At 66.4% G+C, this 13,277-nt stretch carries 11 protein-coding genes and 1 pseudogene; 7 read left to right on the top strand and 5 right to left on the bottom strand.

What is annotated here, in order from left to right:
* Window positions 1-156: 156 nt before the first annotated feature.
* Window positions 157-882, bottom strand: coding sequence for an AMP-binding protein (locus WDM86_22850; protein ID MEI9992855.1), 726 nt, complete (start codon window positions 880-882; stop codon window positions 157-159).
* Window positions 821-1,753 carry an AMP-binding protein gene (locus WDM86_22845; GenBank protein ID MEI9992854.1) on the bottom strand — a complete coding sequence of 311 codons (933 nt, stop codon included), beginning with the start codon at window positions 1,751-1,753 and terminating at the stop codon, window positions 821-823. The genes WDM86_22850 and WDM86_22845 overlap by 62 nt, the downstream gene beginning before the upstream one ends.
* A 602-nt stretch (window positions 1,754-2,355) precedes the next feature.
* Between WDM86_22845 and lipA the strand changes: the two are divergent.
* Both lipA and WDM86_22835 read left to right on the top strand, forming a co-directional pair.
* Window positions 2,356-3,306, top strand: a pseudogene (gene lipA, locus WDM86_22840) (lipoyl synthase).
* Window positions 3,292-3,753 (top strand): type II toxin-antitoxin system RatA family toxin, encoded by a 462-nt coding sequence (locus WDM86_22835; GenBank protein ID MEI9992853.1) that lies wholly within the window; start codon window positions 3,292-3,294, stop codon window positions 3,751-3,753. The pseudogene lipA and the gene WDM86_22835 overlap by 15 nt, the downstream one beginning before the upstream one ends.
* Here WDM86_22835 and WDM86_22830 read toward each other — a convergent pair.
* From WDM86_22830 to WDM86_22820, 3 genes are all read right to left on the bottom strand, one after another.
* The gene (locus tag WDM86_22830) at window positions 3,727-3,963 is read right to left on the bottom strand and encodes a CinA family protein (GenBank protein ID MEI9992852.1); all 237 of its coding nucleotides are present in this window, start codon (window positions 3,961-3,963) and stop codon (window positions 3,727-3,729) included. The genes WDM86_22835 and WDM86_22830 overlap by 27 nt on opposite strands.
* Before the next feature lie 277 nt (window positions 3,964-4,240).
* Window positions 4,241-4,690 carry a phosphatidylglycerophosphatase A gene (locus WDM86_22825; protein ID MEI9992851.1) on the bottom strand — a complete coding sequence of 150 codons (450 nt, stop codon included), beginning with the start codon at window positions 4,688-4,690 and terminating at the stop codon, window positions 4,241-4,243.
* Window positions 4,687-5,841 carry a bifunctional 2-C-methyl-D-erythritol 4-phosphate cytidylyltransferase/2-C-methyl-D-erythritol 2,4-cyclodiphosphate synthase gene (locus WDM86_22820; GenBank protein ID MEI9992850.1) on the bottom strand — a complete coding sequence of 385 codons (1,155 nt, stop codon included), beginning with the start codon at window positions 5,839-5,841 and terminating at the stop codon, window positions 4,687-4,689. Before WDM86_22820 ends, WDM86_22825 begins: the two co-directional genes overlap by 4 nt.
* Window positions 5,842-5,976: 135 nt before the next feature.
* On the opposite strand from WDM86_22820, the gene WDM86_22815 reads away from it, so the two are divergent.
* The 5 genes from WDM86_22815 (at window position 5,977) to WDM86_22795 (ending at window position 13,254) form a co-directional block, all read left to right on the top strand.
* A complete protein-coding gene (locus WDM86_22815; protein ID MEI9992849.1) occupies window positions 5,977-7,092 on the top strand; it encodes an ATP-binding protein in 1,116 nt (371 codons plus the stop codon).
* Window position 7,093: 1 nt separating this feature from the next.
* Complete coding sequence (gene ntrC, locus WDM86_22810) at window positions 7,094-8,542, top strand: nitrogen regulation protein NR(I) (protein MEI9992848.1); 1,449 nt, start codon at window positions 7,094-7,096, stop codon at window positions 8,540-8,542.
* 168 nt (window positions 8,543-8,710) lie between these two features.
* Complete coding sequence (locus tag WDM86_22805; GenBank protein MEI9992847.1) at window positions 8,711-10,963, top strand: PAS domain-containing sensor histidine kinase; 2,253 nt, start codon at window positions 8,711-8,713, stop codon at window positions 10,961-10,963.
* The gene (locus WDM86_22800; GenBank protein MEI9992846.1) at window positions 10,932-12,344 is read left to right on the top strand and encodes a sigma-54 dependent transcriptional regulator; all 1,413 of its coding nucleotides are present in this window, start codon (window positions 10,932-10,934) and stop codon (window positions 12,342-12,344) included. The genes WDM86_22805 and WDM86_22800 overlap by 32 nt, the downstream gene beginning before the upstream one ends.
* Window positions 12,345-12,351: 7 nt before the next feature.
* The gene (locus tag WDM86_22795) at window positions 12,352-13,254 is read left to right on the top strand and encodes a D-amino-acid transaminase (protein ID MEI9992845.1); all 903 of its coding nucleotides are present in this window, start codon (window positions 12,352-12,354) and stop codon (window positions 13,252-13,254) included.
* Window positions 13,255-13,277 lie beyond the last annotated feature (23 nt).

Below are 13,277 nucleotides of genomic sequence, written 5' to 3'. Positions count from 1 at the left end.
CGTCATTCAGCCTATTGCAGACACAGACGATCATCCAGAAACCAATCCCGGGATTGACCCCAACGATATGGTGCGATTGAGAATGATTGTCAACTGGCAGCGGGTACGGCCTCGCCGCGAAACACACGGGTTCCCTCGAAAATCACCAGACAGGCGTCACGCCGCCGCAGCGAGCGCCTTCACCTGCTTTTCGACCTGGACGTAGTCGGTCTTGCCCGTGCCGAGCACGGGGATTTCATCGACGGACAGGATGCGGCGGGGCACCGCCAAGTCGGTGACGCCGTGGTTATGCGCCCAGCCGACCAAGTCGTGCCGACTGGCCTCCTTGTTGGTCGTCATCAGGACGATGAGTTCGCCCTTGCGCCCATCCGGCACCGCAATTGCCGCATGGCTGTGATCGGGCCACAGCGCCGAGGCGATGCTCTCGACCACGGCAAGCGACACCGTCTCGCCGCCGATCTTGGCAAAGCGCTTGAGGCGGCCCTTGATCGCGATGAAGCCTTCTTCGTCGATGGAGACGACGTCGCCGGTGTCATGCCAGCCGCCCTCGGGCGGCTGGATGACACCGGGCTTCTCGGGCTTGATGTAGCCGAGCATGACGTTCGGTCCCTTCACGAACAGCCGGCCGGCGTTCGGAATGCCTTCGACCGGTTCGAGCCTCGCCTCCATGCCGGCCATCAGGCGGCCGACCGTGCCGGGCCGGTTCGCCTCGGGCTGGTTGGCCGCGATGACCGGCGCGGTTTCGGTGACGCCGTAGCCTTCGAGCAGCTCGATCGCGTATTTCTTGCGCAGCAGGGCACGGGTCTCGTCGCGCAGCCGCTCAGCGCCGCACACCGCGAGCCGCAGCGAGTTGAGGTCGCCCTGATTCGCCGGCGCGGGCATATTGCGAGATGAACGTGTCGGTGGAGAGCAGGATCGTCGAGCCCGTCTCCCGGATGCGCTTGACGATCTCGTGCGGCTGCAGCGGCGTTGGGTGACACACGACCTTGATGCCGAGGAGCAGCGGCATCAGCGAGCCGACGGTCAGCCCGAAGCAGTGAAAGGTCGGCAGCGGATTGAACAGGATGTCGGTCTCGTAGAGCGTGAGATGCTCGCGCACCTGCTCGACATTCGAAAGCAGGTTGGCGTGGCTGAGCGCGACGCCCTTCGGTTCGCCCTCGGTGCCCGAGGTGAACAGGATCACGGCCGGTGTGGAATACATCGCGTGGCTGGCGACCAGGCTCGGCACGACGGAGCCGACCGCGGCGAAGACTTTGTCCAGCAGGGAAAGCTTCTCGCGGACGTCCTCGAGATAAACGATCTCGTACGTCTTCTCGAGCTGACCGATCAGGGCCTCGAGCTTGCCAAGCTGAATGAAGCGCTTCGCGGTCACGATGCGCTTGACCTTGGCGGTGTTGAGCGCGCTCTTCAGGCCGGCGGCTCCGCTCGTGAAATTGAGCATCGCGGGAACGCGGCCATAGGCGGAGACCGCGAAGAAGGCGATCACGGCGCCGGCGCCGGTCGGCAGGAGAATGCCGACGGACTCGCCCGACCTGGTGCCTTTCTTCAGCGCATGGCCCAGCGCGAGCGAGGCGCGGATGATCTCTTCATAAGTGAGCACCCGTTCGTCCCCGTCGACGAGCGCGGCGCGGCGCGCGCCGAAGCGCGAGCGCGCATCGATCAAGGCGTGGAAGACGGGCTGCTGCCAGCGGCCGGGTTCGGCCGCCAACACGGGTCCCTTGCCGGACGCTGCGGCGGTATTCGCGACGCTCAATGTTCCACCCCGAGTTTGTCGTTCTGTGCATGCGACATGGCAGCCTCCGTTCGAGCGGCGGCGGCACTCTCTCGATATATTACGAATTATTTGGGGCGTCGCCTACGGACAAAAGTCCTAGAGTCGGCGGACACGGTCGACCCACTGCGACAGCCGCTCGGCGATCAGGTCGCGGACTTCCCCGGTATTGATGGAGGACAGGACATGGGCCACATGGTTGCGCCAGGGCCGGGTTTCGGCCCAGACCTTGTCCGCCTGCGGCCCGACCGCGGCCGAAAGCGGAACCAATGTCGCGGCGGAGATCGGCCGGACGAATTCGTCGCGGAAACGCCGGGGGTCCGAAGAGGGCCACGCCTAGCGCCGCGAGGCCGGCGACGCCGACGACAATGGCGATGGTGCGCACGGGCACTGCGTCAAAGAGCGACTTCGGCGCCGTCCTTTTGCGCGACGGGACACTGCCGCGCGCGAGCACTTTTGTCGCTGCCCTGACCGATTTGCGTGCCGCCATGTGAATCTCCTTGGAGCCCTATGCAACGCATAATGGGAACAATAGTTCAAAATTCCATGATTTCGCTCAGAGAAGCGATTATATCAGCGACGTCATGACCATCGTAATCGACCGCACCAACCCGCCGCGCCACCCGGAAAAGGCGCACCGCCCCGATTCGCCCGTTCCGCGCAAACCGGACTGGATTCGCGTGAAAGCGCCGGTATCGAAGGAATATGCCGCCACGCGGGCGATCGTGCGCGCGAACAACCTGCACACGGTGTGCGAGGAAGCGGCCTGCCCGAACATCGGCGAGTGCTGGACGCAGCGCCACGCCACCATGATGATCATGGGCGACACCTGCACCCGCGCCTGCGCCTTCTGCAACGTGAAGACCGGACTGCCGGCGCCACTCGATCCGGCGGAGCCCGAGCATGTCGCTCAAGCCGTCGCGCAGCTCGGGCTGAAGCATGTCGTGATCACCTCGGTCGACCGCGACGATCTCGCGGACGGCGGGGCAGGGCATTTCGTCGAGGTCATCCGCGCCGTCCGGGCAAAGAGCCCCGGCACGACGATCGAGATCCTCACGCCCGACTTCCTGCGCAAGGAGGGCGCGATCGAGACGGTGATGACCGCGCCGCCCGACGTGTTCAACCACAATCTCGAAACGGTACCGCGGCTCTATCTGACGGTGCGTCCCGGCGCGCGCTATTTCGCGTCGCTGCGGCTGCTCCAGCGCGCCAAGGAGCTGGCGCCGCAAGGCTTCACCAAGTCCGGCCTGATGGTCGGCCTCGGCGAAAGCCGCGAGGAGATCATGCAGGTGATGGACGATCTGCGCGCCGCCGGCGTCGACTTCCTCACCATCGGCCAGTATCTCCAGCCGACGAAGAAACACGCCGCGCTGCAGCGCTTCTGGTCGCCCGACGAGTTCGCGGCGCTGGAGGCGACGGCGCGCGCGAAGGGCTTCGCGATGGTCTCCGCCTCGCCGCTGACGCGCTCGTCCTACCACGCGGACAGCGATTTCGCCGCGTTGAAGGCGGCCAGGGCGCGCGTGAGCGCCCATTCCGAGACCCGCATCGTTCCGTATATGGCCGATCTGATGTTCCGGGTCGTCGCCGATGTCGAGCGCTACCCGGAGTTCCTGCCCTGGGTCGTCGCGCTGCGCGTGCTGTCGCGCGAGCATTTGACGGGGCGCGACGTGCTCAACGCCGAGATGGCCGTGGGCTATGGCGCCTTGCGCGAAAAGTACACGAGCCGGATCATCCTCGATCCCGCCGCGCGCGTCATCGACGTGGCGCAGACTTCGGGTCCGTTCCGGATTTTGGAAAACCACTGGCGGTTCACGCCGCAAGCCGACCGTTGCCGCGTCGAATTCTCGATCGCCTATGAGTTCAAGAGCCGCCTGCTCAACGCCGTCGCCGGCGCGGCTTTCGGCAAGGTCTACATCAAGATGGCCGATGCGTTCGTGGCACGGGCGAAGGCGCTGTCAGATCAGCCGGTGCAGCAGGTTTAGGGCCGCTTCGCAGGTCTTCAGCCGCACCTCGGTCCGCCCGATATCGCCGAAGCGGTGCGCTTCGTGGAGGATCGAACGGCCCTCGCGGCAGGCCGCGACATGGACGAGCCCGATCGGCTTCATCGGCGAGCCGCCGCCGGGACCGGCGATGCCCGTCACCGCAACGGCAAGCTGGGCATTGGAGTTCTCGACCGCGCCTTCCGCCATCATGCGCGCCACGGCTTCGGAGACTTCGCCCCATATCGGCGATCAGATCGCCCGGCACGTTCAAGAGATCCTGCTTGGCGCGGTTGGTGTAGACGATGAAGCCGCGGTCGAACACCGCCGACGAACCCGGTATCTCGGTCAAGAGGCCGCCGATCAGCCCGCCGGTGCAGCTTTCCGCCGTCGCCACCCGCAGCTTGGCGGCGCGCGCGTCGGCGATCACGACTTCGGCGAGGCGGAGGCAGGGCAGAGGAGAACATCGCGAAAGCCTTATCGAAGCCGCTCAGATTAGGCCGCGCCAGCGCAGGGCCGCAACGACGACGGCCGAAAGAAGGCCGGCGATCAGGTCGTCGGTCATGATGCCCCATCCGCCCGGCAGCTTCTCGCCGAGCGACACCGGCCACAGCTTGGAGATATCGAGGGCGCGGAACAGCGCGAAGGCCAGCGCAAAGCCGACGAGGCTCAGCGGCGCCGCGGCGCAGGCGAGCCATTGTCCAGCGACCTCGTCGATCACGCATTCCGACGGATCGATCTTTCCGATCCGTGCCGCATGGATGTCCGTGGTCCAGACGCCGACGAAATAGGTGCCGATGGCGATGACGGCCAGGGCCGCCGGTCCAAGCTTCCAAAGGATCAGCCAGGCGAAGGGCAGCGCCACCAGGCTCGCGGCCGTGCCCGGCGCGAAACGGGCATAGCCGACGCCGAAGACGGTCGAGAGCGCGGTTGCGATCATCCGGGCAGCCTGACGGTCGCGACCGCCTGTGCCGCAAGCCCTTCGCGGCGTCCTTCGAAGCCCAGGCCCTCCGTCGTCGTCGCCTTCACGCTGACGCGCGCGACGTCGAGCTTGAGGATCTCCGCGATGCGCGCCCGCATCGCCTCGCGGTGCGGTCCGACCTTCGGCCGCTCGCAGATGATGGTGACGTCGCAATGCGAGATCGCGCCGCCCTTGGCCGTCACCAGCGACGCGGCATGGGCGAGGAATTTCCACGACGGCGCGCCGCGCCAGCGTTCGTCGCTCGGCGGGAAGTGCTGGCCGATATCGCCTTCGCCGATGGCGCCAAGGATGGCGTCGGTCAGCGCGTGCAGTCCGGCATCGGCATCGGAATGGCCTTCGAGCCCGTGATCGTGCGCCACCTTCACGCCGCAGAGCCAAACGTGATCGCCCGCCGTAAAGCGGTGGACGTCGTAGCCCATGCCGGTGCGGCTCTCGCCCAGCCGGGCACGCAAATGCATTTCGGCGAGAGCGAAGTCCTTGGGTTCCGTCACTTTCATGTTCACGTCTTCGCCCGGAACCGCCGTGATGTGCAGCCCCGCCAGTTCGGCCAGAGCCATGTCGTCCGTGACATCCTGCGCGGCATAGTGCCGGTGCGCGCGCAATATTTTCGTGAACTTGAATCCCTGCGGTGTCTGCGCGCGATGCAGGCCTTCGCGCGACACCGTCGTCCATTTGCTATCCTCGGATCGCTTGAGGGTGTCGGCAACCGCGAGCAGCGGAACCGCGGCGTCGCTACCGGATTCCAGCGCGGCGATCACGCCGGCGATCACGTCCGTGGACACCAGCGGCCGCGCCGCGTCGTGGATGAGGACAATGTCGGGCAGGGCGCCCGCGAGCGCTTCGAGGCCGCGCCGCACCGATTCCTGCCGCGTCGCGCCGCCGACGATGGGCGCGAGCAGGTCCAGGCCCTCGACCGCCTCCGCATAGGCGCGGTCCTGGTCGGGACCGATCGCGACCTGGATCGCGGTCACCTTGGGATGGCGCGCGAACGCCTCGATCGACCGACGCAGAATCGGCTTGCCGAGCAGCGGCGCATATTGTTTCGGCACCGGGCCGCCCGCCCGTTCGCCCCGGCCGGCGGCCACGATCAGGACGGCGATGCCAGACATGGCTTCTCCCAAATCAGCCGGAACTGGGTAGCACGAAAGCGCCGTTCAGCAAGGAAAAGCAGAGCTCTACACCGCACTGCAACAATGTTGTTGCCCAGTTTGTGACCAATGAACTAGACTGCCTATTCAATAGGCATGGTGACGATGGCAGGCGACCAATTTCAGCTCAAGGAGGCGGCAGCAACGGCGGCGATCGCTGGAGCCTTGCCTATGCCCATTTTGGTGGTCGGTCCCGACCTGCATATTCTCTTCGTCAATCCGGCGGCGGAGCAGTTTTTCGACACCGGCGCCGGACTTCTGGTCCGCCAGAATCTTACCGATCTCGTACCCTTCGGCAGCCCCCTGCTGCAACTCGTCGCCCAGGCGCGGGAACGCGGCGCCTCGGTCAGCGAGCGCAATGTCGACCTGACCACGCCGCGCAACGGCGAACGCGTGGCCGATGTAAACGTCACACCGCTCCCGGAACCGGAGGGTGCCGTCGTCGTCATCCTCCAGGAGCGCAGCCTCGCCCAGCGCATCGACCGCCAGCTTCTGCATCGCGGCGCCGTGCGCTCGATGCACGGGATGGCGGCGGTGCTGGCGCACGAGATCAAGAACCCGCTCGCCGGCATCCGCGGCGCGGCGCAACTGCTCGAGGAATCCGGCAGCGACGCCGACAAGACGCTGACGCAACTCATCTGCGACGAGACCGACCGCATCCGGGCCCTGATCGACCGGATGGAATCGTTCGGCGACACGCGCGCCATGCCGCGCACGCCGGTGAACATCCACGAGGTGCTCGACCGCGTGCGCAAGGTGGCGGAGACCGGCTTCGCCAAGGGCGTGACCATCGTCGAATCCTTCGATCCGTCGCTACCGCCGGTGCTGGGCGATCGCGACCAGCTGATCCAGGTGTTCATGAACCTGGTGCGCAATGCCGCCGATGCGCTGCCCGAGGCCGGCGGCGAAATCACGCTGACGACCGGCTATCGCCCTGGCGTGCGCTTCGGCGCCGCGGTCGCGGGCGAGCGGCTCAGCCTGCCGCTGGAAGTGACGGTGCGCGACAACGGCTCCGGCGTGCCGCCGGATCTGATGCCGAATATTTTCGATCCCTTCGTCACCACCAAGCCGCGCGGCTCGGGCCTCGGCCTTGCGCTGGTCGCCAAGATCGTCGGCGACCATGGCGGCGTGATCGAGTGCGAGTCCGGACCGCGCCGGACGATATTCCGAATCCTTCTGCCCAAGGCGGCGGAACAGAGCGAGGGAGGCTGATTTGCCAGCCGGATTGATTCTCGTCTGCGACGACGATTCCGCCATCCGCACGGTGCTGAATCAGGCGCTCGGTCGCGCCGGATACGACGTGCGCACGACAGGCACGGCCGCCGGCCTTTGGCGCTGGGTTTCCGCCGGCGACGGCAATCTCGTGATCACCGATGTCGTGCTGCCGGACGAGAACGGCTTCGATCTCATTCCTCGCATCAAGAAAATCCGGCCCGACCTGCCGGTCGTGGTGATGAGCGCCCAGAATACGATCCTGACCGCGATCACCGCGACGGAACGGGGCGCGTTCGACTACCTGCCCAAGCCTTTCGACCTGAAGGAGCTGACCTCCGTCGTCCAGCGCGCGCTTGCCTCGCCCACGGCCAAACGCGACATCACCGCCGAGCAGCGCGGCGAGGACCGGTTGCCGCTGATCGGCCGCTCGCCCGCCATGCAGGAGATCTATCGCGTCATCGCGCGGCTGACGCAGACCGACCTCACCGTCATGATCATGGGCGAGAGCGGCACCGGCAAGGAACTGGTCGCGCGTGCGCTGCACGATTACGGCAAGCGCCGCCACGGGGCCTTCGTCGCGGTCAATATGGCCGCGATCCCCAAGGAGCTCGTCGAAAGCGAGTTGTTCGGCCATGAGCGCGGCGCCTTCACCGGCGCGACCAATCGCGGCGTCGGCCGCTTCGAACAGGCCGAAGGCGGCACGCTGTTCCTGGACGAGATCGGCGACATGCCGCTCGAAGCGCAGACGCGCCTGCTGCGCGTGCTGCAACAGGGCGAATACACCACGGTCGGCGGCCGCACGCCGATCAAGACCGATGTCCGCATCATCGCCGCGACCAATCGCGACCTGCGCCAGCTCATCCAGCAGGGCCTGTTCCGCGAGGACCTGTACTACCGCCTCAATGTCGTGCCGATGCGGCTGCCGCCTCTGCGCGAGCGCGCCGAGGATGTGCCCGATCTCGTGCGCCACTTTTTGCGCAAGGCGGAGGACGAGGGCCTGCCGTCGAAGCGGCTCGAACCCGAGGCCTTCGACATGCTCAAGCACTATCGCTGGCCGGGCAATGTGCGCGAACTCGAAAACCTTATCCGGCGCCTCGCGGTGCTTCATTCCGGCGACGTCATCCCGACCGCGGCGATTTCCGCCGAACTGAAGGAGCCGGCGCGCATCCGCGATGCTGACGACGGCGACGAACCGGTCTCGCTGAGCACCGCGGTGGAACGCCACCTGACCAAATACTTCCTCGCGCAAGGCGAGAAGCTGCCGCCGCCTGGCCTCTACGACCGCGTGCTGCAGGAGATCGAACGTCCGCTGCTGTCGATCTGCCTGGCCGCGACGCGCGGCAACCAGATACGCGCGGCGCACCTGCTCGGCCTCAATCGCAATACCTTGCGCAAGAAGATCCGCGATCTGGGGTTGGAAGTGATACGGGGCCTGCGCGTCGATTAGGACGGCCAGGGCTTAACCCTGTTGCGCTGCCGCAACGCAGCATTCTTGCAACATCCTGTGGCTTCGCTACACTGTGGCGGATAATTGAACGCCGCTAGCGATTTAGGCGGTTTTCAGCGGAACCCGATGACAACTGCGAACCTTGTGGCAGAGCCGTCCCCAGGCGGCATGCTGAATTGGATACGGGCCATTTCGCGCTCGTCGCTGCTGGATTTCGGCGTCGCCATCCTGGCAGTCCTGTCCGGCTTTCTCACTTACGCAACAGTCACGGGCGTGGGCCCGGTCGCACCGACCGCGGGCGTGCTGACGGCGCTGCTGCTGCTCAATCTGACGCTCGGCCTCGCTTTGGCGGCGCTGATCGCCTGGCGCGTGATCCGATTGTGGATCGCGCGCAATGCCGGAACGGCCGGCGCCCGCCTGCATGTCCGGCTCGTCCTGATCTTCAGCACCATCGCCGTGGTGCCGGCGATCCTGGTCGCGATCTTCTCGACCGTGACCCTCAATCTCGGCATCGAGGGATGGTTCTCCGACCGCGTCCAGGCGGCGATCAACAACACCGAGATCATCTCGGGCCGCTACATGCTCGAAAAGGGCAGGGGCATCGCCAACGACGCCATCCAGATGATGCTGGCGCTGGAGAGCGATCCCACGCTGCTCGACGAGCATCACCAGATCAAGACCGGGCAGATGTTCGCCAGGCTGGCGGACATGGCGGAGAAGCGCGGCCTGCTGGGTTCCTTCATCATCGACAGCCACGGCGACTACAAGGGCAGCAACACGAACTTCAAATATTCCGCGGCGAAAAAGCCGAGCGCCAGCGATCTGGCCTGGGCCGCCGCGAATCCGTCCGCCATCACCTATGGCGACCGCAAGACTGGCATCATGTACGCGCTGATCCGCGTCTCGCTGCTGAACGACGCCTATCTTCTCGTGGCGCGCCCGGTCGATGCGGACGTGTACGACTACTACAAGCGCTCGACGGCGGCGGCGAACGAGTATTTCCGGCTGAAGCAGAACCTGTCCGAGGTCCAGCTCATCTTCGCCGCGCTCTACATCGTCGTTTCCCTGGTCATCCTTTTGGCCGCCATCTGGCTCGGCCTGTGGGCGGCGAACCGGCTGGTGCGGCCGATCTCCAGCCTCATCGGCGCCGCCGAGCGGGTCACGGGCGGCGATCTCAAGGTGCAGGTCGAAGTCGAGCGCGACGACGACGAGGTCGGCGTGCTCGGCCGCGCTTTCAACCGCATGATCAACCAGCTCGACGCCCAACGCTCGGCGCTGGTCTCCGCCAATCGCCAAAACGACGAGCGGCGCCGCTTCACCGAGACGGTGCTGGCCGGCGTCAGCGCCGGCGTGATCGGCCTCGACCATGACGGCATGATCACCATCGTGAACCGTGCTGCGGCGCGCCTGCTGAACGCCGCGCCGGAGGAACTGGAAGGGCGCCACTATTCGGAATCGGTGCCGGAGCTGGCGGCGCTGGTCCGCCGCGCGATCTCCGAACCCGTCGGCCGCGCCGGCGGCGAGGTGACGGTCAAGCGCGGCACCACCACGCGGGCACTCAGTGTCCAGGTGTCGAGCGAGCGCGGGCCCGACGGCAGCGGCTATGTCGCGACGTTCGACGACATCACCGATCTGGTATCGGCGCAGCGCACCGCCGCCTGGGCCGACGTCGCGCGGCGCATCGCGCACGAGATCAAGAATCCGCTGACCCCGATCCAGCTTTCGGCGGAGCGCCTGAAGCGCAAATATGCCAGCGAGGTCACGACGGACCCCGACGTTTTCGCGCAATGCACCGACACGATCATCCGCCAGGTCGGCGACATCGGCCGCATGGTCGACGAATTCTCCTCCTTCGCGCGCATGCCGACGCCGGTGATGCGGCGCGAGAACGCACAGGAATTGATCCAGCAGGCGGTGTTCCTGCAACGCGTCGCCAATCCCCAGATCGCCTTCGAGACGCGGCTGCCCAAGGAGGCCGTCTATTTCGAATGCGACGGACGACTGGTGGCGCAGGCGCTCACCAATGTGCTGAAGAACGCGGGCGAGGGCGTCAACGCGCGGCTCGCCAAGGGCGACGACCATCCTGGCCGCATCGTCATCGCGCTGGAGAAGACCGAGGACCGCGTCGCGTTCCGCGTCACCGATAACGGCATCGGCCTGCCGCACGAGCATCGCGACCGGCTGACCGAGCCCTATGTGACGACGCGCGCCAAGGGCACCGGCCTCGGCCTCGCCATCGTGCGCAAGATTCTGGAAGACCATGGCGGCGAACTGATCCTGCAGGACGCGGGTCACGACGCGGACGAGGGTGTCGAAACGGAGCACGGCGCGGAGGTCCTTCTGGTCTTCCCGCCGCGGCAGAAGAATTCGAAAGACAAGGGACTGGCGGATGAGCAAGAACGGATCGCAGATCGCGTCTGAAATCCTGGTCGTCGACGACGAAGAGGATATTCGCGATCTCATCTCGGGCATATTGCGCGATGAGGGCTACGAGACCCGCGTCGCCGGCGACAGCGATGGCGCGCTCAACGCGGTGCGCGTGCGCCGGCCCCAACTCGTCGTGCTCGATATCTGGCTCCAGGGTTCCAAGCTCGACGGCATCCAGGTGCTCGACACCTTGAAGCGCGAGCAGCCCGACCTTCCGGTGGTGATGATCTCCGGCCACGGCACGATCGAGACCGCCGTCGCCTCGATCAAGAAGGGCGCCTACGACTTCATCGAGAAGCCGTTCAAGGCCGACCGTCTGATCCATGTCGTCGGCCGCGCGCTCGAAGCCTCGCGGCTGCGGCGCGAGGTGCAGGAGCTCAAGCTCAAGACCGGCGACGATTCCGAAATCGTCGGCCAGTCCTCGGCGATCAGCCAGGTGCGCCAGGCGATTGAGAAAGTGGCGCCGACCAACAGCCGCATCTTCGTCACCGGGCCGTCTGGCTCCGGCAAGGAAGTCGTGGCGCGCATGATCCATGCCCGTTCGCGCCGCGCCGGCAACGCCTTCGTCGCGATCAATTGCGCCACCATGGCGCCGTCGCGGATCGAGTCCGAACTGTTCGGTATCGAAGCCGGCGAGGGCCCCCGCAAGACCGGCATGTTCGAGCTCGCGCATAACGGCACGCTCTATCTCGACGAAGTCGCCGACATGCCGCTGGAGACCCAGGGCAAGATCCTGCGCGTGCTGGTCGACCAGACCTTCACCCGCGTCGGCGGCACGATGCGCGTGCAGGTGGACGCCCGCATTGTCTGCTCGACGACACGCGACCTGCGCGCCGAGATCGTGGCCGGCAAGTTCCGCGAGGACCTCTATCACCGGCTGAACGTCGTTCCGGTGCGCGTGCCGTCGCTGGCGGAGCGGCGCGACGACATTCCGCTGCTGGTCGCGCATTTCATGAAGCGGCTGTCGGCGACCTCGGGCCTCGCCATGCGCGAGATCGGCGACGACGCAATGGCGGTGCTGCAAAGCCATTCCTGGCCCGGCAATGTGCGCCAGCTGCGCAACATCGTGGAGCGCCTGTTGATCCTCGCCACCGATGACGCGGCGCAGGTGATCTCGGCCGACCTGCTGCCCGCCGATCTCGGCTCGAGCGCGCCCTGGGGCGGCGGGCGGGGCGGCGATCTGGTGATCTCGCTGCCGTTGCGCGAGGCGCGCGAGATATTCGAGCGCGATTATCTGGTGGCGCAGATCAACCGCTTCGGCGGCAACATCTCGCGCACCGCCGCCTTCATCGGCATGGAGCGCTCGGCGCTGCATCGCAAGCTGAAGTCTCTGGGCGTTGGCCCGAATGGGCGAGAGCAGGGCTTCAACGCGTGAGGCACAAGTGAGCAAGGGTTGGAACGGCCGCCCGCCGGCCGGGCGCATCGCCTATGTCGATGGCCGCTATGTGCGCCACGGCAGCGCCGCGGTGCATGTCGAGGATCGCGGGCTCCAGCTCGGCGACGCGGTCTATGAGGTTTGCGGCGTTGACGACGGCTTTCTGATGGACGAGGACGAGCATCTCGACCGTCTCGAACGCTCGCTGCGCGAAATCGAGATCGCCTTGCCGATGCCGCGCAATGCGCTGAAGCTCGTCATGCGCGAGCTGGTCCGCCGCAACGGCGTGCGCAACGGCTTGCTCTATCTGCAGATATCCCGCGGCGTCGCCCGCCGCGACCACCCGATTCCCAAGGCCGCGCCGCGCCCAAGCCTCATCCTGACGGCGCGGTCGGTTCCGCCGGGAGAGTTCGAGAAGCGCCGGCAGGACGGGGTGACGGTCATCTCGCGTCCCGACGAGCGCTGGGGCCGCCGCGACATCAAGACCGTCCAGCTCCTGCCCAATCTCCTGGCCAAGACCGCGGCACGGCGGGCAGGGGCCTATGAGGCCTGGCTGGTGGACGCGGCGGGGTTCGTCACCGAGGGCAGTTCGACCAATGCCTGGATCGTCGACGCCCAAGGGAACTTGCGGACCCGCCCGCTCAGCCATGCCATCCTGCCGGGGGTCACAAGGCGGGTGATCCTGGAGGCGGCGGAGGCAGCCCAGCTACCCGTTGTGCAGGAAGCCTTCTCCCTGGATGAAACCCATACCGCCCGTGAGGCTTTCATTTCGTCGGCGACCGGCGTCATGCCGGTCGTCGCGATCAACGGCCGTCCGGTCGGCAACGGCAAACCCGGCCCGGTGACGCGGCGGGTGCAGGAACTCTACGGCCTGACTTCGGCGGGGCGCGCCGCGAAAACGGGCACTTAGCCCTTTCGCAAACGCAGCAATGC

The sequence above is a fragment of the Rhizomicrobium sp. genome (assembly GCA_037200045.1).
In the GTDB taxonomy this organism is placed as follows: Bacteria; Pseudomonadota; Alphaproteobacteria; order Micropepsales; family Micropepsaceae; genus Rhizomicrobium.
Note: the sequence above shows the minus strand (reverse complement) of the source record. Positions and strands in the feature narration are given on the sequence as shown.

Bases quoted from the DNA above. Each gene is read 5' to 3' on its own strand.
- WDM86_22800 (MEI9992846.1), top strand. From the start codon at position 10,932: ATGAGCAAGAACGGATCGCAGATCGCGTCTGAAATCCTGGTCGTCGAC.
- WDM86_22820 (MEI9992850.1), bottom strand. From the start codon at position 5,841: ATGTCTGGCATCGCCGTCCTGATCGTGGCCGCCGGCCGGGGCGAACGG.
- WDM86_22830 (MEI9992852.1), bottom strand. From the start codon at position 3,963: ATGATGGCGGAAGGCGCGGTCGAGAACTCCAATGCCCAGCTTGCCGTT.
- WDM86_22805 (MEI9992847.1), top strand. From the start codon at position 8,711: ATGCTGAATTGGATACGGGCCATTTCGCGCTCGTCGCTGCTGGATTTC.
- WDM86_22815 (MEI9992849.1), top strand. From the start codon at position 5,977: ATGGTGACGATGGCAGGCGACCAATTTCAGCTCAAGGAGGCGGCAGCA.
- WDM86_22850 (MEI9992855.1), bottom strand. From the start codon at position 882: ATGCCCGCGCCGGCGAATCAGGGCGACCTCAACTCGCTGCGGCTCGCG.
- WDM86_22825 (MEI9992851.1), bottom strand. From the start codon at position 4,690: ATGATCGCAACCGCGCTCTCGACCGTCTTCGGCGTCGGCTATGCCCGT.